Source organism: Pedobacter gandavensis, assembly GCF_032678745.1.
In the GTDB taxonomy this organism is placed as follows: Bacteria; Bacteroidota; Bacteroidia; order Sphingobacteriales; family Sphingobacteriaceae; genus Pedobacter; species Pedobacter gandavensis_C.
The window spans coordinates 1-25373 of sequence record NZ_JAVTST010000009.1 but is presented as its reverse complement, the minus strand read 5'-3'; the positions used below and the strand labels follow the sequence as shown (position 1 = coordinate 25373).

At 39.3% G+C, this 25373-nt stretch carries 13 protein-coding genes; 2 read left to right on the top strand and 11 right to left on the bottom strand.

Annotated elements, in window-relative coordinates; translation table 11 throughout:
• Positions 1–33: 33 nt before the first annotated feature.
• The 10 genes from R2S10_RS21445 to R2S10_RS21400 form a co-directional block, all read right to left on the bottom strand.
• Entirely contained in the window at positions 34–4101 is a 4068-nt protein-coding gene (locus R2S10_RS21445) for a two-component regulator propeller domain-containing protein (RefSeq protein WP_316842467.1), read from the bottom strand.
• Positions 4102–4228: 127 nt separating this feature from the next.
• Positions 4229–5695, bottom strand: a complete 1467-nt coding sequence (locus tag R2S10_RS21440; RefSeq protein ID WP_316842466.1) for an RNA-binding domain-containing protein — start codon at positions 5693–5695, stop codon at positions 4229–4231.
• Between the two features lie 273 nt (positions 5696–5968).
• A complete protein-coding gene (locus R2S10_RS21435; protein WP_316842465.1) occupies positions 5969–6724 on the bottom strand; it encodes a LytTR family DNA-binding domain-containing protein in 756 nt (251 codons plus the stop codon).
• 96 nt (positions 6725–6820) lie between these two features.
• On the bottom strand, positions 6821–8149 hold the full coding sequence (locus tag R2S10_RS21430) for a RagB/SusD family nutrient uptake outer membrane protein (protein WP_316842464.1): 1329 nt from the start codon (positions 8147–8149) through the stop codon (positions 6821–6823).
• A gap of 11 nt (positions 8150–8160) precedes the next feature.
• A complete protein-coding gene (locus R2S10_RS21425) occupies positions 8161–11514 on the bottom strand; it encodes a SusC/RagA family TonB-linked outer membrane protein (RefSeq protein WP_316842463.1) in 3354 nt (1117 codons plus the stop codon).
• Between the two features lie 38 nt (positions 11515–11552).
• Positions 11553–14156, bottom strand: a complete 2604-nt coding sequence (locus R2S10_RS21420) for a zinc-dependent metalloprotease (RefSeq protein ID WP_316842462.1) — start codon at positions 14154–14156, stop codon at positions 11553–11555.
• 154 nt (positions 14157–14310) lie between these two features.
• A complete protein-coding gene (locus R2S10_RS21415) occupies positions 14311–15927 on the bottom strand; it encodes a histidine kinase (RefSeq protein ID WP_316842461.1) in 1617 nt (538 codons plus the stop codon).
• A 111-nt stretch (positions 15928–16038) separates the two neighbouring features.
• The gene (locus R2S10_RS21410; protein WP_316842460.1) at positions 16039–17463 is read right to left on the bottom strand and encodes a Gfo/Idh/MocA family protein; all 1425 of its coding nucleotides are present in this window, start codon (positions 17461–17463) and stop codon (positions 16039–16041) included.
• Positions 17464–17668: 205 nt separating this feature from the next.
• Positions 17669–20128 (bottom strand): glycosyl hydrolase family 95 catalytic domain-containing protein, encoded by a 2460-nt coding sequence (locus R2S10_RS21405; protein WP_316842459.1) that lies wholly within the window; start codon positions 20126–20128, stop codon positions 17669–17671.
• A 138-nt stretch (positions 20129–20266) separates the two neighbouring features.
• A complete protein-coding gene (locus R2S10_RS21400; RefSeq protein ID WP_316842458.1) occupies positions 20267–21523 on the bottom strand; it encodes a hypothetical protein in 1257 nt (418 codons plus the stop codon).
• A gap of 345 nt (positions 21524–21868) precedes the next feature.
• Here R2S10_RS21400 and R2S10_RS21395 point away from each other — a divergent pair, with 345 nt between their 5' ends.
• Entirely contained in the window at positions 21869–22144 is a 276-nt protein-coding gene (locus tag R2S10_RS21395; protein WP_316842457.1) for a hypothetical protein, read from the top strand.
• A 26-nt stretch (positions 22145–22170) separates the two neighbouring features.
• On the opposite strand, the gene R2S10_RS21390 is transcribed toward R2S10_RS21395, so the two are convergent.
• Positions 22171–24444, bottom strand: coding sequence for a glycosyl hydrolase family 95 catalytic domain-containing protein (locus tag R2S10_RS21390; protein WP_316842456.1), 2274 nt, complete (start codon positions 24442–24444; stop codon positions 22171–22173).
• A 250-nt stretch (positions 24445–24694) separates the two neighbouring features.
• On the opposite strand from R2S10_RS21390, the gene R2S10_RS21385 reads away from it, so the two are divergent.
• Positions 24695–24985 (top strand): putative quinol monooxygenase, encoded by a 291-nt coding sequence (locus R2S10_RS21385; RefSeq protein ID WP_316842455.1) that lies wholly within the window; start codon positions 24695–24697, stop codon positions 24983–24985.
• The last annotated feature ends 388 nt before the right edge of the window (positions 24986–25373 follow it).

Below are 25373 nucleotides of genomic sequence, written 5' to 3'. Positions count from 1 at the left end.
GTTTAAGGGGGGAAATTCTTAAATGGCCCACAATTATTCCTCCAGGACATAATCAGAAGGGGTTCTGCCAAATTGTTTCACAAACTCTTTACTGAAATATTTAGGGTCATTAAAGCCTACCATATAAGCAATCTCATAAACAGTGTACACCTTTTGTCGGAGGAGCTGAGCCGCCCTTTTCAAGCGGACAGATTTAATGAAATTATTAACGGTAAGGCCAGTCAACACTTTTATCTTTTTATAAAGAATGGGCGTACTCATCCCTAAGTCTGAAGCCAGGGTGTTAACGCTAAAATCGGGCGTCGTAAAATTTTGCTCAATCAAAGTCATGACCTTGTTCAGGAATTCTTCATCAGAAGACTCTATGAGAATGTTGGCAGGTTGCAAGGTAATCTGCTGACTAAATTTACGCCTCATATTTGCCTGAAGCATCAACAGATTGGAGATCGTCAGTTGTAAACTACTGATGCTAAAAGGCTTGGTCAGGTAAGCTTCTGCTCCAGTTTTCAAGCCATTCACTTCATGGATATTTCCAGTTCTCGCCGTTAAAAGAATCACAGGGATATGACTCGTCCTGACATCAGTTTTCAAAGTCCGGCACAATTCCAATCCATCCATTACCGGCATCATCACATCACTCACAATCAGATCTGGTATTTTCTCTATAGCCATTTCTACACCTTCCGCACCATTCGATGCTTCCAGTACGAGGTAAAACGAGCGCAAGGATTGTACGATAAACTCTCGGACCTCATGGTTATCTTCCACAATCAAAATGGTCACCTGCTCATCTCTGCTTTCGACATTCTGCAATAGCGGTACTTGCTCTTCTACTGGGTTATCGGCAGACTGATAATGCGCTGGATTTTCACTATTCAAGAAGTCCTTTACCAGTTCTTCTTTTGAAAAATGCGACTGTCCCAATTTCAACTTCAAACAGAAACAGGTACGGATACCAGCTTCTGGAATATCTTTTTCTTCCGCTAAAAACAAATTACCATGGTGCAGCTCGGCAATCTTTTTAGAAAGGGCCAATCCTATTCCCGTACCACTGTTTCTGGATAGCGGATCTTTGATCTGATAAAAATTGGTAAACAGCTTCTCTCTGCTTTCTTCCGGAATACCTTTTCCATTGTCGCAAGTACGGAGTTCTACAAAACCATCAGCTGTTTTTAATACCGATAAACGAATCTTTCCTCCATCCGGTGTACATTTAAACGCATTTGATAAGAGGTTATACAATACCTTTTCCAGTTGTTCATTGTCAAAATAGACTTCAATCTGGGTTTCTTCAGATAAAAACTGATAATCGATCCGCTGTTTAATGGCCAGATCTGTAAAAGAAAGGTAAATCTCTTTTGCGAAGGACACGATATTCCCCGGCGAAATATTGAGGCTTAGCTTTCCGGATTCTGCTTTTCTAAAATCCAATAACTCGTTCACCAATCTGGTTAAGCGTCCTGCATTTCTTCTTACCGTAAGTAGTTTTCTATTTAATGCCGGTGACTCTTGCGTTTCATTGATCAGGCTTTCTAAAGGCCCCTCGATCAACGTAAGTGGCGTCCTGATCTCATGAGAAACATTGGTAAAGAAATCCAGTTTCATCTGATATACATCCTGCTCACGTTTCAGGAGCGCCCGGATCCACAGGAACCTGGAGAATAGGAACAACAAGCCTACAAAAACCGATAAATAAATCAGGTAAGCCCACCAGGTTTTCCAGAATGGTGGATTCACATGGATCAGGAGTTTACTGGCCACAGGATTCCAAACCCCATCGTTGTTAGAGCCACGGATCAACAAAGTATAAGTACCAGATGGAAGATTGGTAAAAGTAGCGGAAGGACTGTTCACATAATTCCAGTCTTTTTCAAAACCCTCGAGTTTATAAGCATACCTGTTTTTCTCCGACTTGATATAATTCAACACGGCAAAATCTACCGTAAAAATATTCTGGTGGTAAGAGAAGGTAAGTTCATTCGTTAAACTAATGTTCTCTTTCAACAATTGCGTTTCATCATTGATCGCAATTGGCTTATTGAAAAGTTTAAGACGTGTGAATACCACTTTTGGTATCCTGTTATTGTCTTTAATCTGATCTGGAAAAAAGCTAACCAATCCATTAAAGCCACCGAAGAAAAACTCTCCCCTACTGTCTTTAAAGAAAGAATTGTAATTGAATACATTTCCTGGAAGACCATCCCTTACAGTATAAGTTTTAAAAGTCTTCCGGTCAAATTTTGATAAGCCATTGTCTGTACTGATCCATAGATTCCCTTTATCATCTTCCAGCATTCCCAAAACCACATTGCTGGGTAAGCCATCTTCCTTTTTAAAAGAACGGATCGTTTTATTTTGAGATCGATACCGGATCAGGCCAGATTCATAACCTCCCAACCAGATATAGCCTCTGGAATCTTCCTGCACAAAATTGATGTCATTGAACAACATCCGGTCATCATAATTTTTAAACCGCCTAACCTTCGTCGCATTGGGTTCCAGAATATAAGTTCCGGAATTACAGCAGATCCAAATGTTATTTTTTGAATCCTGGAATAAGCACCTCACTACTTTTAAATCGTGCTTATCCTGTCCACCTAAAAACGGATAAAAGTTATCTTTTTCCTCATCATAAAGAAAAAGGCCGCTCGCACGGGTACCTATCCAGAATCGTTGCTGACGATCATGTAGTAAAGACACAATCCTGTTAGAATTTAAAGCAGTAGAATCTGTTGGATTTGGCGCATAATGACGGAAGCTTTTTGTGGCGGGGAGGTACAAGTCCAATCCACCTTCATAAGTACCGAGCCAGACTCTTCCCTTTTGGTCTATAGAGACAGCTTTTACCAGAGTCGAACTGAGCGAAGAGGGGTTTTCAGGATCATGTCTGAAACTGCTGAACTTACCTGAATTACGATCGTAATAATTGAGTCCTTCTGCTTCGGTTCCAATCCAAAGGTTATTTTTTGAATCTTCTACGATTGCACTGACTACATTACTGCTCAATCCATTTTTCCCAATCTTGGATTTATACTCTCTAAAAGGAGTAGAATTGGCATGATAAACATTTACCCCCCCATAATAAGTACCTACCCAAATGGAACCGGCCGCATCTTGCATCAGGTCGTATATAGAATTCTGGTTCAAACTGGAAGGATCATCTGGAAGATGATTCAGCACTTTAATCGCATAGGTTTCTACATCAATAATATTGATACCATTTAAAGTCGAGACCCAAAGTTTACCATCCTTTGCCTGCATCATTTTTCGGATCACATTACTACTGATGCTATTTGGCTGTCCCTTTTTAAAACGGAAATGCTTAAATGTACCACTTGCACGATCCATCAGTTCTAGTCCGCCGCTATGTGTTCCGATCCATAAATTATGCTTGTGATCTTCAAGGATGGAACTAATGTCATTATCACTTAAACTTCCCGGCTGATTCCGGTCATGAACATAGGACCGATATACATATTTCCCATTTTTCAACACCATACTGGTCAATCCTTGCAGAGTGCCTACCCACATTACATTATTGTGGTCTTGATATACCGACTTAATCAAATGATGTACTGGTCCTTTTTGCGGATCATTAGAAGTCATGAAACGCTCAAATTTATCAGGAGTAATCAGTTTGTTCAAGCCACTGTCCGTAGCCACCCAAATAAAACCTTGTCGGTCTTCATAGATACTCCTGATAATGTTATTACTCAGACTATGCTTTTGTTTAGAATGGTATTGAAACCGCTTAAAAGAATTCGTTTTCGGCAGGTATAAATTGAGGCCCTTTTGCGTCCCCACCCATACATTCCCCTTGCTATCAGTCAGCAAAGCATTGATGTTCATACTACTCGTTAAAGTAGTCGTATCTTTTTTATGGTATTTATAAACCTCGAAGTTCTGAGTATTGAATTTATTGAGTCCATCTTTAGTGCCAAACCACATAAAACCCAAACTGTCTTGTGTTATCGATAAAACACTACTTTGCGATAAGCCATTCTCTACAGTAAGGTGATTAAAGCTAATGCTTTTTTGTTGCGCAGTACTCCCTAGATAGGAAAACAGCAAGCCCAGAAGCAATAGTTTATAGTGGTTCATTTTATTATTCTTGCACAAGATTCTGCTTTTTATCGCAGTATATTGTAATATTCGGTTAGGGGTAAAAGTATATAAAAATTATCTTCCCTACCAAAAACCCTCAAGAATTATTGATTCAGCCGGTTTTTCACTTCAGAACTTGCCAATGACCCCTTGTCCCACCAATGCGGGTTATATATCCCCTTTCTTTTAAGATGTCTATATGCATTTGAGCTGCTGAAACATTCACACCTAACAGTTTACCTAAGTCCCTTTTTGTTAGTTTATTATTCTCATTTACCAAACGAAGCACTTCCATTTGCCTTTGGGTTAATTCAGAGATTGGACTATCTATTGGACCACCCATTGGACCACCTATTGGACCACCTATTGGACCACCCATTGGACCACCTATTGGACCACCTATTGGACCACCTATTGGACCACCTATTGGACCACCTATTGGACCACCTATTGGACCACCCATTGGACCACCTATTGGACCACCTATTGGACCACCTAAAGATAGATCAACAAGAATCTCTTTATATATAGGAAAAGACATTCTTAAAAAGTTATCTGAGAACTTGAAACACTCCTTCTCATAACTTTCCAAAATACGGGGAATCCCTGAGCCCAATTGCTCTACAAGATCCAAATCTTTGTAAATACGCATAATTTCTTTATTTCTAGGAATGGAGAAACCCTCGAAAAACTCTTCCTGACTCAAGCCTTCTGGTAAGCCACCAGTGGAAGTAATTTCGATCCTATCATCAAACAATTCAAATTTTGGAGGAACCTCCGACGTATAATCATTATGAACAAAAGCATTGATTACTGCCTCACGTAAAGCAATAGCATCCCAATATCTAGTTTCTTTCCTTTCTCTGGAGGTAATTTGGGTGTTGGTTTTATTCTCTAACTCAATCTTATCTAAAACCTGTTTAGTCGCTTTAACCAAAGATTCATAACCATACTCGTTACTTTCTACCAAATTAACCCTACTAGTACCATTGTATTTGGCAAACTTTATTGAAGTACTATTTTTATCTGACATCAAATAAGCAGCATAATTATAATGCTCATCCTCATTGAGAAGTTCCAAATTGCTAGCAAATTTCTCATTGAGCCTTTTATTTGCCGCATCATAATAGATCTGCAACTGCTCAAAGCTTAAATGTTGTTGATTAGACTTGATTTTGCTAATTGAATCCCTTGTTCGCTTTCCAAACATAGTATCAATCATTTTTTGAGGCATAGGTTCTGATGCTGTACCAATCCGAATATAACAACCCTTCTCTGTCATGCCATATTTTTTAAGGAAATATGGCTTCCCAGTTCCACTTGCTACAATAACTTTGATGATAGATAAATCATCCTTTTGCAGGCTTACCACATCAAACAAGCCCATACAAGATGGTGCAATATTATGTCTTAAGCGGTCTTTTATTTTAAGCTGGTCACCATCACTGTCTGCAAGCCCTTTCGTGGAACCAGCTTTATTAATACCTATGTAAATTATACCTCCTTCTTTATAATTTAAAAAGGCAACGACTTCCTTCTCTAATGAATCAGTAAGTTCTTGCTTGTATTCTATTCGGTTTGTTTCGCTCATAATGATGAAGCAACAGCCTCTTCTAATTTAGATTAATAGAATTGAGCATAATTTACGAATAAATAGAAAAATCACACCCTCAGTTAAGGTAAATATACTCACAAAACATATTAAAAGAAATTATTACTAATAAATAAGATTAGTTATTTCTCACAAAGAGAAATAACTAAACAAGAATGGATATTTTAAATGCAATTATTAAAAATAGAAAACACACAATCAAGAGAAGAGATTATGATAAATTGGATATAAAAGAAGCGCTTAGAGAATTTGTTATTGATTCAACCAGTTCTTAAATGCATCTGCTCTTTCTTCGCTTACAACCACTTCCAGTCCTTCTACAGGAGCAGGTTCCAATACAATCCTTACCCGGTTTCTGGAAAGCTTGTACATCTCACGAACAGCTTTGATGTTGATGATGAACTTGCGGTTGATACGGAAAAAGTCGGAGCTGTCCAGTTGGGGTTCCAGACTGCCTATTGTTTCTTCAATGATGTAATTCTGTTTATCATTGGTTACCAGGAACAGGTATTTACCTTCGGCCATAAAATAAGCCACATCCTCAGACTGTACCGTCTTGATCAACTTACCTAATTTCACCATGAAACGGTTACGGATTTTAGGAGAAGGTCCTTGTGTCTGGTAGCTAAACTGCGGAAGGCCGATCTCAGAGATCTTGCGAATACCTTTCAATTTCGTTAATGCCGCTGCCACATCTTCTTCATCAAAAGGTTTGAGCAGGTAATCGATGCCTTGGTTTTTAAAAGCTTTGAGGGTGTATTGATCGTAAGCTGTGGTGAAGATCACCGGACAGTCTACCTCTACCTGTTCAAATATCTGGAAGCTTTCGCCATCCCCCAGATGGATGTCCATAAACAAGAGGTCGGGATTATTGGTACTCAGCCATTCCACCGCTGCCTCTACGGTAGCTAGAGTAGCCATTACTTCAATATCCGGATTCAACTGGACCAGCATCTTCCGTAATGTAACCGCCGCCAACTCCTCATCCTCTATAATTGCTACTTTCATCCTGATCTTGCTTGGATGCAAAAGTAAAAAAAAACTCCGGTCTGTAAAACAGACCGGAGTTAATCAACCACAATATCGTTCTTTATATTATTAATGCTATTGAAGGTTCGGATTGTTCTGAATCGCATCTTTAGGGAAACGCACAGTATATCTTGGATCATTATGCTCCAGAGTATATACTTGACCATCGGTTTCGTGAGTCAAAGTAGGTTGTCCATAGCGTCTTAAATCATACCAACGGTGACCTTCCAATGCCAATTCTCGTTCTCTTTCATTTAAGATTTCCTTTAACAAATCAGCCTTATTCAATGCTGAAATTCTGGTTTGTTCCGTTGCATAATACGCAGGTGTCAAACGCTTAGCTTTTAATGCCATCAGACTTGATAAAGCAAGATTCAGGTTATCAGATTGTAAAGCAGCTTCTGCCTGGATCAGGTATAACTCTCCATTACGGAAAGACACTTTAAGCGCATCACTAGCTCCCTTTTTACCTACATAACGGCTTCCGGATTTGCTGAAATAAAGAGCAAATCTTTTATCATTCAATTGATCATAAGTGCTGATCAAATGAGGAGATACATAAGCAACTCCGTTTACGCTACTATTGATTGTTTCTTCCATTGCCATTATACTTTCCTTCGATTGATAATGGTTTGGCAATACCACACCGGTGACAGCATTTAAGTCTTCCAGTTGATCCCCTAAAGCGAGAGCATCCTGACTTGCTTTTAAAGCTTCAGCCCATTCGCCTCTAAATTCATGTACTCTGGCTAGAAAAGCAAAAGCCGCACGTTTAGTAAATCGGTAATTCGTACCTGAAGGATAATTCTCTACATTCAATAATGCTTGTCCTGCAGCAATATCTGAAAAGATCTGCGCGTAAACTGCGGCAATCGTAGCTGGTTTATAATTAGCCTCCAGATCAATTCCTAAAGCAATGGCAACACCACGATCAGTTGCTGCTGTATTTAGATTAAATGGTTTTGCATATACATTCAACAATTCAAAATGATTATATGCACGTAGTAAATAGGATTCACCCTTAATTTGCGCAGTTTCTGCTGTTTTACCAGCACGTGTTTCTATATCTGCAATCACTGAATTTGTATAGAAAATCGACTTGTAAAAGTCAATATAAGGATATTGAAAAGAAGCGGCATCCGGAGCGGCATCATTCCACTTATACATATCGCGAAATGCAGGTGCATCCTGTGCATATTCATTCAATACCAATTCATCAGTACGCAAGGCTAAATAAGCTTTATGCTCTGCAAATCCTGCATATCCTGAATTTAACAATGCTCTAAAATCCTCGGCAGTGGTAGGAATTACTCTTCCTACCGGTTCTATATCTAGAAATTTCTTACAGCTGCTCGCTGAGATCATCAGGAGACACAATGCTGTTAATTTTATGATCTTATTCATCAGATTATTAATTAAAAAGTGGCATTTAAACCAATAGAAATACTTCTAGTGATTGGTTGTGCATAAATATTACCATAAGTTTCCGGATCAAAGTATCCTTTGTAATTGCTACCAAATACAAAAGGATTTCTTGCTTCCAAACTAATTCGCAACGAATTGGCCTTAATCTTACCAGCAATAGCCGATGGCATAGTATAACCTAAACGCATGCTATTGATACGTACATAGCTCATTTTCTTTACAAAAATGTCAAGATCCTTATAAGTATTAGCAGGGTCATTACCATTCTGCCATTTATTAGCCATCCATCTTTCGCCATCATAACTGTCATTACCATAGATCGCAGGTAAATAACTTCCAGTATTTGATGGAGACCATGCATTCAGAATCTCTCTTGAGTAGTTTCTACCACGGTCTACCTGAGAAGGATTGTAAACTGGTTGAGTTTTCACCAATTGATTGATGTTAAATATCGCTGAGATCGACAAATCAAAGTTTGAATAGCGGAAACGGTTGGTTAAGCCACCCGTAAACTGAGGATCACCATTACCCATATAGGTATACAAGCTCTGGAAATCTTTTCCAACCAATTCACTTTGTACCAATTCACCTGGAAGGAAATCTGCGTATGGATCATATAACTTATAAAACTCTTCCAGTGAGACTGTTTTACCATCTCTGTTAAACTGAGGTATTCCGTCTTTATCTAAACCATCAGTTTTGATTACCCAGATTCCATTTACAGGATATCCCTCTCTTGATGGAGTAAACTGATTTGGTCGTGCCTTTTCTTTCAACACCTTGCTTTTATTATGGGCAATATTGAAATCCGTCCACCATTGGAAATTAGTTGTGCTGATATTTCTTGTGGAAACAGTTAATTCTAAACCCTTGTTTCTGATTTGTGCAAAGTTGGAATTGGTGAAATTAAATCCATTTTCCAATTGTAGTTCCTCTATCCCAATCAGGTCTTTACTTAAACGGTTATAATAGTCAAAAGTAACTTGTACAGCATTGTTCAAGATACCAAAATCTACACCAGCATTAAAGGTAGAAGTCTTTTCCCATCTCAACTTATTGTTTGGGGGACTACCTACAGAAATGGTTGGTTGGTTACCACCTGGGAGAATCGGAGAATTACTGTAATCACCTACCACAAAAGGAGAAGTGTTTTTGTCTATATTTCCCTGTAAGCCAAAAGACGAACGTACACGTAAACTTGAAATCCAGCTAATGTCTTTAATAAACTTTTCTTCACTTGCATTCCATGCACCAGATACCGAATAGATTGGAAGGTATCTGTATTTAGGGTCTACCCCAAACAGATCAGATCCATCATAACGAATACTTCCATATAAGGTGTATTTTCTATCATACGTATAGGATAAGGTACCATAGAAGGATGCAAAAGCATTCTCAGTTCTTTGCTTCTGATATGTACGCCAAGTTGATTCCTTAGCGAAATTTGCATTTGGAAAGATGATGTTCTGGTTCGTCAAAGTACGTTCGTTGAAACCAAATCCTTTCGTAGCAATCGTTTCATTTGTATTTCTTCTGATTTCTGAACCAGCCAAAGCTTCAATCTCATGCTTTTCAGCAAAAACTTTCTTATATTCTAATATTGATTTCCAGTTGTATTGGAAAGCAGAAGCACCTTGATTTTGAATCACACCACCTACTGGCATGAAGTATTCAAATTCTTTGCTGGTAGAATTATAATATCTACTGGCCTGATTCATTTTACGGTTGTAATATGATTCTTGTCCAGCATATTTTTCTACGTCTGTATCTTCAAATTGAAGACCAAATTCAGTACGAATATTCAAGTCTTTATTGATCTGGTAACTCAAATCCATGATCGCTTTCAAACTTTTATTTCCCAAAGTATAACGGGTATTTTGACGCTCTTCCAACATATTAAAAGGAAGATAAACATCACCATTCACGTTTCCGAAAATATCCGGATCATAACTAAAACCACCATCAGCATTTCTCACAGTTAAGTAAGGGTTTACATTTCTGGTATAGCTGCTGATATTGGTAATTGCATCTGCATCAGTTAGGTAGTTATCACGTCTGGTTTTAGAACCAAAAAGGGCTACCCCTGCTTTCAACTTTTGAGTCAGGTTGTAATCTGTTTTCAACGTAATATTGTAACGTTCCAGGCCAGTCTGCTTAGTCGTACCTTTTTCATTATAATAACCACCAGAGAAATAATAAGAAGCCTGATCTGATCCGCCTGATAAACCCAAAGTATATTGTTGATTGATGGCGTTCTGATATAATTCTTTACCCCAATCAGTCCCCTGCTCCCTTAAGCCGTTAATTGATTCCTGAGTAGCTGGACTCAATGCTGAAAAACCACCAGTTCTGAACTGACTTAGTTCACCACTTTTATTTAAAATCCTGGCAATAGCACCCTGATTATCCCTATAAGTAAGATCAGATCTAGAAGCCAATCCCAATTCAAAATCAACTTTTTCAGTTGAATTCATCAGGTTCAGTTTGCCTAAATCCGGACGTTGTGCAACGAAAGAGTTTGCAGAGAAATTAATCGCCATTGGACCTTTTTTACCTTTTTTGGTCGTGATCACAATTACTCCGTTTGCAGCTCTTGCACCGTAAATAGCGGTAGCTGCAGCATCTTTAAGAATAGTAATATCAGCGATATCGTCAGGGTTTAACCCTGCGATCGGCAAGTTACGTAAGGCATCAATTTCGTCCTTTTTAATCGTATTTGGCAAATCAGTACCATCCAAAGGAAGCCCGTCTAAAACCCATAAAGGATCTTGAGTACCATTCAATGAAGATGTACCACGGATTCTAATCTGCGGAGCAGCACCAGGACCGCCTGTAACATTTCCTACGGAAACACCAGCTACTTGTCCTTGTAACATCTGGTCGATCCCAGATACACCGGTCTGACGTACTTTTTCGTAATCCAGTTTTACAGTTGCTGTCGTATTTTTACGCTTTGCAATATCAGTATAACCATTCACTACTACCTCCCCCAAGGTATTGTCAGCATTCTTTAAAGAAACTGTGATGTGAGATTTATTAATGATATTGATTTGAGCTGATTCATAACCCAAATAGGTTACTCTCAATGCAGTGGTTCCTTCAGGTACTTTCAAAGAGAATTTACCATCTCCATCAGTTACAGTCCCTACAACTGTGTTCTGAATCACTCCAGGAACACCACTTTGCTCGCCAATCATGGCTTTGTCTACAAATACCGAAGCGCCAGGTATTGGCAAACCATCTTTTTCGTCCAGCACCTGACCAGTGATGGTCGTGGTGGTCTGGCTAAAACCCGCAAAGCCGAAACCTAGCAGGATTAAAATTAGCATTAATTGTTTATTCATGTCCCCTTTTTAAAATATTATATAGTTGTTTGGTTGTCTTAGTTCATTCTTAAACTCTGACGGATCCTAAGGATCAAGTCTAAGTAATGACCTTTTGTTGCATCATCGCCTCTGCCTTTGTTTTTTTCCAGGATCGTAAGAATCTGAAGTAACTCACTGCGTTTCGCAGCTGCTACATCAGAGGTTCTGCTCATAGAACTCACCTGAATATTTCTTAATGAAGTTTCCTCAGCCCCTACAACTGATTTACCATCATTACTGAAATCACACACTTGCAATTGATTTTGCATTTTTAGTTTATTGTCTTGTAGTGATGTTTTAGTGATCTTCTCCAACATTTTGTCGGTGCTAACCAATAATACATCTACGTAGTTTTGTTGTAACATGCGGTCGGTAATCGAAAGTGTTTTACCACGTTGAGTTTTCGCGAAGACTGTTTCTCTTACTTCTTTTAGCAATTCATTAGCAGTATACACGCTGTCTTTACCTAGTAACACTTCCATCTCCATCATTCTCAACAAGCGCTCCTGGCTTACCAAGCTATACAATACACCGTATTGGAATTCGCGTCTTACATTATATGGAGCATATTCGTATGGTCCTGCCGGAGAATCCTTGATTGGGAATGTTTTCAATAATAAATCTTTGTTGAACAACCAATCCGGAACTTCCATTACCTCTTGTTTTAAATACTCAAGGGCTTTGATTTGCATTGCTTTTGGAACCGGTGTATAAGCATTCTTTTTATCGCCAGCTACTGGTTTCTCCAGATAGTAACCACCAATATTTGCGGTTACGTGTTCTGCGTAAGTCAACCATTGGAAAATAGCCGCCATATACAGCTTTCCTGCCTGATAATAATCTTCACCAGGATTAGCTGCCCATGTAGAAATCTGAGGAATCAGACGTTTTAAGTTCAACAAACCATAGCGACTTGCTTTAACCGCGTCATCACCTAAATCTTCAGATTGAGATCTTGGATCGATTACATTAGAACTTTGTTGCTCCCCATAGAAATACAAGGGATCATTTTCATGGTCTTTGATCCATTTAGCCAATACTGGAATCTCCTCATGTGGATCTTTCGTATCCAACCAACGGTATCCCCATGCAATTGCATATTTATCATATTGACCAATTTTAGGCGTAATGCTAGTTACATTGTCTTCCGGTTGCGCTACGTAATTGAAACGTGCGTAATCCATGATGGAGGAAGCTGTTCCACCCATGCGATCAGTAAATGAAGCCGAACGCAGAGAATCTACAGGGAAAGCAAAAGAAGAACCCATGTTGTGTTTCAAACCTAAAGTATGACCCACTTCATGAGAAGATACAAAGCGAATGGCGTGTGCCATACGTGCATCAGTAAATTTATTAGCTCTTGCACCTGCGTCAATAACGCCAGTCTGAACTCTCATCCAGCTTTGCAAAGAGGTCATTACATTGTGCCACCAGATCACATCTGATTCCAGGATTTCTCCAGAACGCGGATCGATTACCGCTGGGCCCATTGCATTAGATTTTGGCGAAGCTGCATAAGTGATTTCCGAATAACGGATGTCATCACCATCATAGTCAGCGATGTCTTTTACTTCCAATGCCTGAATTGCATTTTTGAAACCTGCAGCTTCAAAAGCTTTTTGCCAGTCTACCACACCAGCAATGATTTGCTGTCTCCATTGTGGAGGCGTTGATGGATCAATATAAAATATGATTGGTTTTTCTGGTTCTACCAGTTCTCCAGCAAGGTAACGGGCACGGTCTTCCGCTTTAGGTTCCATTCTCCATCTGGTTAACAGTTCCCTTTTTTCCATTTTATGCTGCGTATCGGAGAAATACCATCTTGGTGTGGTAAAGAATCCTACTCTATCATCAGCATAACGAGCTTTCATTGGAGTTTCCGGTAATAAAAGTATGTTAGTAGTTACCGCCATACTGATTGGAATACTGTTTTGACCTTCCGTTACTCTCGTACTCAATAAAGCACGTACCACTACGTTTTGAGGAAAACTTTTAATCTGCTCTATCGCCGATAATGCACTTTTAGGAGTTGTACCTAAACCAATATCGGTAAAAACATCATTAAAGCTTTTATCAGTACCGTCAAAAACCCTGTTCATTTTGATCACTATTGCGGATGAATCCGGGCTATAGGCTTCAATTTTGAAAGATTCAATTACAGAACCGATGAAGTTGTCATTTACAGAGCGTGTGATCGCATCTGTTGCTGGTGATTCTACCTGAGGAACGATTGTTTTTACCCAGATGGTTTTCGCCAGTTTATTTTGAGAAAAGCGAATCACTTTGTTTTCAAAGTTCATCCCTTTGTTTAATCCGGATTCATTAAGTGCTAATGGTACGGATGATATTTTGTTGACTACTAGAAAATCCTTACCCATTAATTTAAGTGGGATCTCAAAGTAGTAATCAGTTTCTACCTGGTGGACTTTAAAAAGTCCATTTACCGTTTTCGCTTTCTTTAGCAAATCGGCATAACTTTTCAGCTCCTTACCTTTAGTAGTGTCAGCAGCATTTTTCTTCTTTAGCGAATCCGCTAATACTTTCTTAGTGGTTTTAGTTGGAAATTTTTTAGGAGTTTGTGCGTTTACCTGTGTAGTAAACAAGCCTGCTAAAACAGCCAAAAAAAATGAAGTCTTATTCAAAATCATGTTCCAAAGTGGGGGATAATTGGCAGATTATGAAATTTTCGGGAGTGAACTCGTACAATATACTTAGTGAAAGCGCGGTTTTAAGGAGTGAAATTTTTATTGTTAACTTAATATTCTGTCCTGATTACTATTCAGTTAAATTTAAAACAGGTAAATAACACCTGAAGTGTTCCTGATCACTTTCATAGGTAAAGCCTTGATTTCCAAAATAGGAATAAGTGCTTTTCAGATAGTTCAGACCCTGTTTTCCGGAATCTTTGACATCTGTGCGCAATTGGAGGTTATTGCTCACAACAATCCTGTTTCCCTGATTTCGAATGATAATTTTCAGTGGTTTTTCTTTAGAAAGTATGTTATGCTTAACCGCATTTTCAATCAAAGTTTGTAAGCTCATGAAAGGAATTTCGCCCATTAGCAAGTTTTCCTCAATATGGATATCCAATGGCTCCAGGGCATCACCAAAACGGATCTTCAACAAGAAGAAATACTCCTTCATAAAGCGCAGTTCCTCGGCTACCGGAGCAAGGCCACTAGGGTAAGACTCCAACACGTAGCGGTATACTCTCGAAAGCTTCACTACAAATGCCTTAGCAAGCTCTGTATCTTCTGCAATCAGTGCATTTAAAGAGCTTAGGGAATTGAAAAGAAAATGAGGGTTCACCTTTTCTTTTAATTTACTAAGCTGCAACATGGCATTGTCTTTCTCATGGGTTTCCGCAAGAAGCTTTAATTCCTGTTTTTCCATAGACAATTCCTGACGGTTGATTTCTACTTCTCTACGCATCAAAAACTCTTTTTGCCATTTTCGCTGGTAAATCCAGATTAACCCTAAAATAATAGTAACAGAGATCAGTCCCATATAAATAGAATAGGTTCTGATGTCCTCGAAATCTTCCTCTAATACAATAACCGGAACGTCGACGATAATGGTCCAGTTCAAGCCATTGATCACATTGGGAATATAATATCTGGTCACAGGCATACCCAAATAATCGGATTCCACCAATTCATGCTTTGTCTTTCCATAAGGATGGATCTGATTAAAAAGCGTATCCTGCTTAGGATGGAACAATTGCTGGCCGATTTGTTTTTCATTAGGACTGGTGATACAAATCCCATTTTCATCAACAATTAAAGCATAGGATTGACCTTTCACATCAACAAAAGAAAAAGCACGTTGCAATTCCAGCAGGTCAACATCCACACCGGTTAACAGGCGACCTCTTTCCGATTCTACGGTATTGCTAGCAGTTAGCAAATGTAAAGCTGGAGAAACCTGAGTTTGTGATCCTATCACATTACTAGTATCATTTGCTAAAAACTGCTGTTTTGCCCAATTCTTTACATAATTGGGCATCGGTACTTTCTGGAAAGAAGCAGAATTGCGAATCAGGTATACAAAAGAAGTATCTTTTCCTTTAATGATGGCGTACCATGCTTTTTTCACCTTTTCATCCGACATTAATACCGTTCCCAGAGTTTGCATTAAGCTCTCCTCGGTGATGTCTTTTCTTAATTCAGGAAAAAGTGTGGCGGCCACTTGCGTGCCTTTTAGAATGTTACCGAACTCATACTGATAAACCAGTACTTTCTGGCGGTACACATTTGTGCCTGCAAAATCAGCGATAGTATTGATCCGTTTCTCCAGAAAACGGCCAGTAAAAAAGGTAACGCCAGCGATACACAGAAAGACTGCCAGACCGATAACTATCAGATATTTTGGGGTTTGCAACACAAGCTTCATTGCTGCAAAGATAGGAAAAGAGAAATGAAACTGGGTTAACACAAACGTTTGCGCTAACCCAGCCTATTCATTATGATATCTTAATGACGATTAAGAGATCGTTTTAAGCGTTTATCTAAATTTGGTAGTACCTCCACCATCCAAGGTAAGGTTTACCGGTTTGTTGCTTGTCCAGTTTCCTCTGGTGAAATCAGGAATATCAATACTTGTTGATCTTTTCGATACCGATTTCTTACTCAAAGGAACAATACAGCTCCATGCCGCAGCATCATAAACATCCTGATCTAAAGGTAAACCGTTGCGTAAGCAATCGATTAATCTCCAGTCCATCATGAAGTCCATACCACCATGTCCGCCTACTTTCTTAGCGATTTCACCTACATGTTTGATCAATGGAGGAGTATAAGTATCATATAATTTTTTCAGTTCTGCATCTTTTACAAATTCATGTCCAAAAGCAATGCGTTCTGGCTCAGGATATTTACTAGCAAAAGCTTTTGTACCACTCAACACGTGAATTCTTGAATATGGACGAGGAGAAGTCACATCATGTTGCAACATCATCGTCTTCCCTTTATTGGTTCTGATGGTAGTAGTGTTCATGTTACCTCTAAAGTTCTTTCCTACAAACTGATTGTAGAAAGCATCTTTCTCCGCTCTTTTCTTCGCCTCTGCTCCCATCATAAAATCATTAGAAGACATAGACACTAAATAGTCCATTTTATCTCCCCTGTTGATGTTCATGCATTGTGCAATCGGACCTAAACCATGTGTTGGGTAAACATTTCCATTATAATCAATGTTTTCTTTTAGTCTCCACATCTCATCATAACCGTTCTTACTGAAGTTTAAGTCTAAAAGGTCGTGGATATAAGCACCTTCTGCATGGATCAATTCGCCAAACATACCTTGACGCACCATGTTCAGGGTTAACATTTCGAAGAAATCATAGCAACAGTTCTCCAACATCATACAATGCTTACGCGTACGTTCTGATGTTTCTACCAATTGCCAGCACTCATCAATAGTAAGTGCTGCAGCTACTTCTGTTGCTGCGTGCTTACCATGCTCCATTGCAAAAACCGCCATTGGCGTATGTAAATGCCATGGTGTACAAATGTAAACAAGGTCAAGATCTTCCTTTTCGATCATTTCCTTCCAGCCATTTTCACCAGAATACTCCTTTGCCTTAGGCAAGCCTTTCTTTTCCAGATATTTTTGGGCTGCTGAAGCTCTCTCTGGGATCTTATCACAAAGTGCTTTAATCTCTACTCCTTCAATAAAGGTCATTCTACTTACTGCACCCGGACCACGCATCCCCAGACCGATAAAACCGATTTTTACTTTATCGATTTTTGGTGCTGCATAACCCGACATATTAAATCTCGCTGCACTGGTATTTGGATACAGTGAAGGCGTTTCGTTTAATAATGTTTCATTGGATGTAGGTGATTTTGAGAATGCTGGTAAGCCCATCGCTACCGCGCTGGAGCCAATAGCTAGTTGTTGTAAAAACTTTCTACGATTAGGTTTCATTTGTGGTTTTTTATGATGTTGATTGTGTTGGTTAGACTTGATTTATCTTTGTTTTGGTTATAAACGAATATAATGATTGTACTGCGTGTTTGCCCCTGCTAATTCCGCGCAAACGCTTGCGTAAATTGAGCTATAAATAAAAACTACCCGGAAGCATACACTCCAGGGTAGTTTAATATGACATTAGACCTGGTTCTATTCTTTTTTATGCTTTTTCGAAGCGATAATTCGCGCCTTTTAAAGCTTTAAAACTAACGACTCCCTGCTGATCTTTGGTTCTGCCAAGCACCTTACCTTGTTTATCTTTGACTAACATATTTGCCGGCAAATTAATATTACAAATCCCAGCGTTTAACGCGAGTACATTTCCTTGTTTCAATGCTCCATTTTCCCAGTCGAAATCAACTACAAAAGCGTTTCTTGCACGCATTCCTTTTATCGAGCCATCTTTCCAGTCTTTATCGGATGGCAATGCAGGCAGCAATCGGATCACATTGTCCTTACCATGACTCTGCATTAACATTTCGGCAATTCCTGAAGTCCCACCGAAGTTTCCATCAATCTGAAAAGGAGGATGTGCGCAAAACAGATTCGGATAAGTTCCACCTGAATGCATATTTAGTTTTCTGGAAGGATCTACCAAAGTAACCAGTTGCTTGAATAATTTTAGCGCATGGTCTCCATCTCCTAATCTCGCCCAATGGTTGATTTTCCAGGCTTTTGACCAGCCAGTACCACCATCACCACGTTGAATCAAACTTTCACGAGCAGCCTTAGCCAATTCCGGACTGTCCCATGGAGTAATTTCTTCATACGGATGTAAACCATAGAGTTGAGATACATGGCGGTGTGTTGGTTCTGCATCTTTCCAGTCCTCTAACCATTCATTGATGTCACCTGCAGCCCCAATTTGATTGGGTGCAAGGCGATTCCTGATCGCTGACAACTCCTTAGCCCATTCCTGGTCTTTTCCCAAAATTATTGCTGCTTCAATGCTATAACCAAAAATTTCCCTGCAAATTTGCATGTCCATTGTTGGTCCCATTGCCGATTGCCCTTTAAAGCCATCTGGCATGATATAAGTGTTTTCCGGCGAATTTGAAGGTGCTGTAACCAACCATTTATGTTTCGGTTCTTCAATCAGGATTGCCGAAAGGAAAGTTGCTGCTTCTTTAAATACAGGGTAATATTTTGCTAAGAATTCTTTATCGTTAGTGAATTTATAATGCTCCCAAAGGTGTTCGCATAACCAGGCGCCACCAGTTAAAGTAGAGCCCCATTCTGCACCCTCTCCTGGAGAAGTATATCCCCATGGGTTCGCGATTACGTGTGCTACCCAACCTGGTGCATTGTAATATGCTTTTGCAGTTTTCGATCCTGGTTTCACCAGACCTGCAATAAATTGATGTAAAGGATCGGCAAGATCACCTAAACCAGTCGGTTCTGCTAACCAGTAGTTCATTTGAATGTTAATATTCATATGATAATCTCCGTTCCATGGTGTTTGGTATTCTTCCGCCCAAAGTCCTTGTAAATTTGCAGGTAAACTGCCTTGCTGAGAAGAAGAAATCAATAGGTAACGACCGAAATTATAATACAAAACAGGAAACTGAGGATCAGGCAATTGTTTAGCATAACGCTCCATACGTTCCGGAGTGCTTAGTGCTGCAACTTCCGAAGGTGCTCCTTTTAGTAAAAACCTGTTTCTATTGAAAAAGCTACCGAAAGCATTTAGGTGTGCCTTTTCAATTTGCTGCGGACTTAAATTCCCGGATTTCATCAGGTTATTTTTTACCGTAGCTACGGGATCTGCTCCAGGCTTATTGTAATCAGCTACGTTATAATTTGTGGCGGCAGTCCAGCGTAAAATAACCTCATCTGCATTAATCACCTCTATTTCATTTCCTTTGACAATCTTTTGTCCGCCTTTAGTTTCTACCGTCAAGCCCGCAGCGAAGCGAAGTCCGGCTGCTTTTCCATTTGGCAATTGCCCATTCATCATCAACATCTGCCCTTCCGCTTTCACAGTGGCATTTTCTTTTCTATTGATACTGGTACTGAAGCTGATCTTTCCCTTTTCCGATGCGCTGATTTTCATCATCATCACATTCCCCGGGATACTGACCAGGGCTTCCTGACTATAAGTTACGCCATTGCGTTTCCATTTTGTAGTGGCAATGGCCTTTTCTAAATTCAACACCCGACTATAATCGGTATAAGCAGCCGTAGTGTCTTTCCAATTGATCAACAGGTTTCCCATGGTCTGATAGGCACCATAAGGGTCATTTTTCCCATTCCCACCTCCGGAACCTGCTCCTTTGGCCACAAACTGTTTTTGCAACAGCTCCTGCGCTTCTTTATTCTGACCTTTCAACAGGTAGTCCTGAATAGGTTTCAAATATTGATGTGCATTTTCTCTATCGGCATCCTGTACTCCACCCGACCATAAAGTGATCTCATTCAGGGTAATTTTGTCTTTGTTCGGGTTTCCGCCAATCAATGCACCAATGCGACCATTTCCTAAAGGCAGTGCCTCCTGGAAAGTAACTGCCGGTTTTTTAAAGTAAATGCTGACATCAGAAGACTGAGCGAAAGCCCCCGTGCTGAGCGCAAGGAGAAAGGAGTTGCTGAGGGCAACCTGGACGATATTCCGGTAAAGCTTCATTTTTTTAAGGGTTTCAGGTGTGTTTACCCAAAGAACGTCAGATTTACTGAAAATAAACTGAATTTTTCTGTCAAATGATTAAGGAATTTTGGCCTTTCAACACCTATCCAGCTTAATCAATTTAATACTTACAACAATCTAATCGGGTTGATCATTTTTTTTCATAAAATATGGTGCATCGGCCAAATAATGTAGAATGGATTCTGGGTCCTTGTCTGCAATCTGATTGATGGTGAATTCCTGGATATGCCCCAATTTCAACAGAGAACCACAACCTGCATCCTTAAATAACTTGCTGAGTTCTTCATTTTTGTCAATATGATAGGAATTGAAAGCCGGAAGTGTATCAATTTCCAGATACTTCTTATCTTCCTTCACCACGCTCAACAGGCGCCCCAATTTTTCACCTTCGAAAGTATCATTATTGGTTAGAAATAAGAATGTACGGATAACCAGTTTACTGCCATCCAATTTTACGACAAGATATCCAGCTTTATGACCTGAGACCAAGAAATCAACATGACTTTCATCTTCATTCCAACGGTGAGCGATCTGTGGTTCTAAGAAGGTAAGCAGCAATATCTGATGCATAATTCCAGGAGTAATATTGATTCTTTCCTGCAAGCGCTCCAAAGTATGCATACTGATGTATACTTCTAATGGAACATCAAGACCAGTAGTCTTAAAGCCAAGCAACGAGGGCTTAACATTAAAATACTCCCATTTAAATTCTGAAGAAAGCCAACCCAGACGAATAGCAGTACGCGGACCTTTCTGCGTATCTATCTTTTCTTTCTTTGGTTTAAAAGTGTGAATGATGATGTTATTTTCCGGGTTGTATTGCGCAAAGTAAGGAGTAAACGAAAGATCAGCCCTATAAATACGGTCATTGTAATCACTCAGAAATGTGCTGATCTCAGTTACTAAATCAATAAGCGACTCTTGCAGTTCATGATGAAAGGGACCATCATGGAAAGAAAAAGAAAAGTTACGTTTAATTTCTTCCAAGCCAGGATCACCATTTGTTTCCAACTCCGCTAGGCAATCCCTCAAAGTCATTCCTTCGGAGAGGTACCAACTCAGGGGCATCTTATTCCCATTAGGCAGTGTAATTTCAGCACCTTCCATAAACTGCAACAACAATTTATTAAACTGTACAATCCTACTCTTATCAATATCTGTATCAGGCGCTGCTTTGGCTTTTAATACCGGGTAACGATGCTCATAAATTTTTTCCAAAAAAATAGGTGGAAACCTTTTCAAAAATGCTTCGCCACCGATCTTGATAATGATTTCCCGGGTACGATAAAAAAAACGCTCCTTCAAAGCCTTACGCTGCTGCTCCACATTTGCAGCTGTTTTACCCGCAGCCTGTTTCTTTTTCTTCCTATCCATTTTACTTTATTGGGTACTGAAAATCAAAATCACTTATAGCTCTTCCTTTAAATACAAATCACTTTGGATATCCTACGCTGACAAAACCCTTAATTACAGTTTACAGCATAAGGTTTTGTAAAATCACGCCCCTCAAGGGTACAGATTTTCAATTATCTAATTTAATACAATCCTGGCTAAAGATACAATCCTATGGTTAACAACAACTATAAAAACAAATAAAAAAAGCAGATAAAGCCATTCATAATTAATTAATATTAAAATAATTACACTTTAAGTGGCCTAATTGATTCTAAATATAGAAGTTAGACTAGAACCTTGATGTATGACAGTTCCTGCTAAACAATGGCCGCTCAAGTACCCAAGAGCCTCCAGGAGGGAGTTTTCTTTAAATTTTTAAAACTGGCAGAACTCAATAAACTGACCACAGAGGAGCGTAAGAGATATGACGCGGATTGGTTATCCTATAATGATTATGTAGGGACAATTGCTTATGCAAAAATGGAAGGAGAAATAAAAAAGAGCATCATTATCGCCCAAAAATTAATGCAGGAAAAGATTTCTATTGAGATCATCTCAAAAACAACAGGGTTACCAATTGAAGAAATAGAAAAGCTGTAATCCGTACCTAATTTTTAACACAAAAATTAAAATTTCTTTTTTAATCCCCAGCTCCAGTTTTTTCTAATGGTTGAAACTACGGGAACTGCTTTAAATTTATGCTCCTCATAGCCGTCAGAAAGAAAAATTGTTTCTCCGGGTAAGGTAGAAAAGCTAATGTTCATTTTTCCTTCATTTTGGAAAACAGAAAAAGCTAAATTTTTTCTTCTATCAGATCTGACAAGGCTTACTTTGAGGTCAGTTTGTAATCGGCAGGTATCACCTTTACTACTATATACCTTGATGAATTGCGTCTCTCCCTTTGCCCTACTAGCTGAAACCAGAAAACCTCCTTCAGTTCGAAGCTGATCAAATGAAACATCGCGCCATGTTTCAGGGATTGCAGGAAATATCCTGATTTTATTTCCCCAGCTCTGAATGAGTAATTCCTGAATAGAAGTTGCCGCAGATAGTGGGGTTTCAATTACGGGCCCGGATTCCTGATACAAAGTATTTGGCTGAATGTATTGGTCAAAAAGCTGATTGAGCAATTCGTAAGCCTGATCGCCCTTACCCATCATGGCATTGATAGAGGCAGCACCTGTGAAAGTATAGCCTTGCAGAGCGCCCTTCAATGAAAGCCAATGATTTAATGATTGTTCGATCAAGGCTTTATTTGCTGCATTTAAAGGTGTAATCAAATGATAAGGATAGATCATCATCAAATGAGAATAATGACGATGAGAACTTGTTAAACTTACCTCCTTACCTATCATAAATCCGGTTTCATTTACTGGATAAGGCACCAGGTTTTCTAATACGCCTTCCCATTTTTCAAGATCAGCATCTTGAATTCCTTCTTTTTTATTCAAATTGACTAAAGTCTCCAGTCCCCAACGCAGACTAGACAATGCATAATTGGCATCTTCTGCATATTTGTACTCTGGGGAAAAAGAGGAAGGTAAATGCAGTATGCCCTGCTCATCCTTTTTCAAATGATACAAAAGATGATTCACTGATCTTTTCAATAGAGGGTAAATGTGTTGCTTTAATTCTTTATGATCTTTGGAATAGGCATAGTATTGATAATAGTAGAACATAGTCCAGGTTAAATTTCCCAATTCAAACTGTCCATTTGCTTGATTTCCTGATTCAAGTGGCGCCACTAAATCGTAACCAGAGATCCTGCCAATTGCTGCAGCATCCTTCCGCCATGCTTCGGGCACATTATTGATCAAATTTTGAAGATTCCGGTTGAGCGTATTGAACAAAGATTTTCCAAGTTCCAGATGGTTGGCTGTAAAGATTGGGGAATAACTGAGCTGGGTGTTGAGGTTCCACCAAATCCCTGGCCATGGGGTTTTACTATTAAACCAAGGTCCCATCAGGTCCATCATCGGAAGATTTTCCCTCGTCGCAGCAGCCAGTTTATAGAGTTGAATCCAATAAAAGCTCTCCATCCGTTGATCAGGAATAGAAATAAAACTCTGCTGGTAAAACTGGTGCCACCATTTCTGGTGTGCGGCAAAAGCCACCGGGTATTTTACTTTTGCAAAGCGCTGAATCGTTTGTATGGCTTCTTTAACCTCATCGAATTTCCCGTTGGCATCATAGCCTACCGAAATCAGCATTTTACTTTCATTTGCAGTTTTCTTCTCTGTCCAAACTGTAGCATATCCTCCCCTCCCATTGAGTAAAAGCTGCTGACAAACTTCAAACACACCATTTTTTGAAAGTTGATACTCTGGGTTTTCTGGATACACTGCAGGATTTCCAGCATTCTTCTGGTTCATCCGCGGACTTTTACTTTTTTCCGCAATAAACTGCCAATCAATATCTTTTTCTGATGCTGTTCCTTTCGCGGAAATGTAGATCACATTGGTATTGGCAGGTACAAATGAACTAAATTTCAGGCTTCCCTTAGTGGTAAAAATTGTGCCTTCAGCAATTGCGTTGTAAATATCCAGACTCATGTTGGCACCGGTAATTTTTCCGACCGTTTTGATGGTCATCCGACCTATTGGTAATCGTGGTCTGGAAATGAGAGGTTCTGAAAGCCCGGTCCCTTCGTGTTCCCGCTGATCAGTAACATCTGTCCGGCCGATATCAAACCGGATCGTTCGCTCATCTTCCTTATAAATATTTGTACCCAGTAGACCATTTCCCAAAAGAATTCCGCTATAATAGCTATTGCCAATGCTGTCCCAGTTTAAAGTTTGCCGTTTCATAAAGACTGGCCAATTGATCCCTGTGGGCTTTACTTGTGCAGAAAGGCCAATTGTAGCAAATAAAAAGAAGAGAATAGAAAAAAATAATTTCATGTGTGTGAAAATTTCTCCCGCTCAGCTACCTACAGAAGAGCCGGTTAACTAAACCTACTCAGATTTAGTTTAAATATCTTTGCTTTGCCAAAATCGCTGAACATTATAACGAAATCCTTAAATTAATGAAACTAATCTTTTGGAATAAGGAATCAAATCCTCATAATTATGATAGTTCATTATGATTTGTGTTATTTTCATAATATCAGAAAGCTGATTACTTTTGTTCTATTAAAAAGAACAGAAAGAGATGAATATTAATTTAACTGCGATTATAAAAAGTACCGAAGGAAATGAAGCAGCTATGAAGGGCTTATTATTAGAATTACTTACTGAATCAAGAAAAGAAAATGCTTGCATTCAATACGACCTTCATCAGGATCAGGAAAACAAAAACCTTTTTATATTTCATGAGATCTGGGAAAGTCAGGAAGGATTAGACCTGCACAACGCCCAGCCACATATCGACCGTTTTGTTGCCGATTCGGCCAGCATTATTGATGGTTCAGCCATCCTTTATAAAACAGAAAAAGTTGCTTAACTTAAGGATTCGATGACTCCATATCTACTGCAGATCCAGGACAAAACATCCTGGATCCTATTTTATCTACTCCCAAGTCAGCCATATAAACAACAAAAACAAGCTAACTTTCGGTTCTGAGCGTAGCTTATTCCTAATCCTACCATACTGAGTTCAAGGCTTCTTCAATGTAAGTCCGTACTGCTACCGTACTGCCACTTATAATACTTGGGTTCTGCTTGTCTTTCTGTAGGAGGTTGATAGGGCCTAAGATAGCTTGTAGCCTTACCAAGCCATATAATAATCAGGAGAGTCTTTCTTGGTAACATTAAAAATATGTGGCAACATATAAGTGTTATCCCGAAGGTAATGACTATCTTGATACTGTTCAATACGAACGATAGCTCAG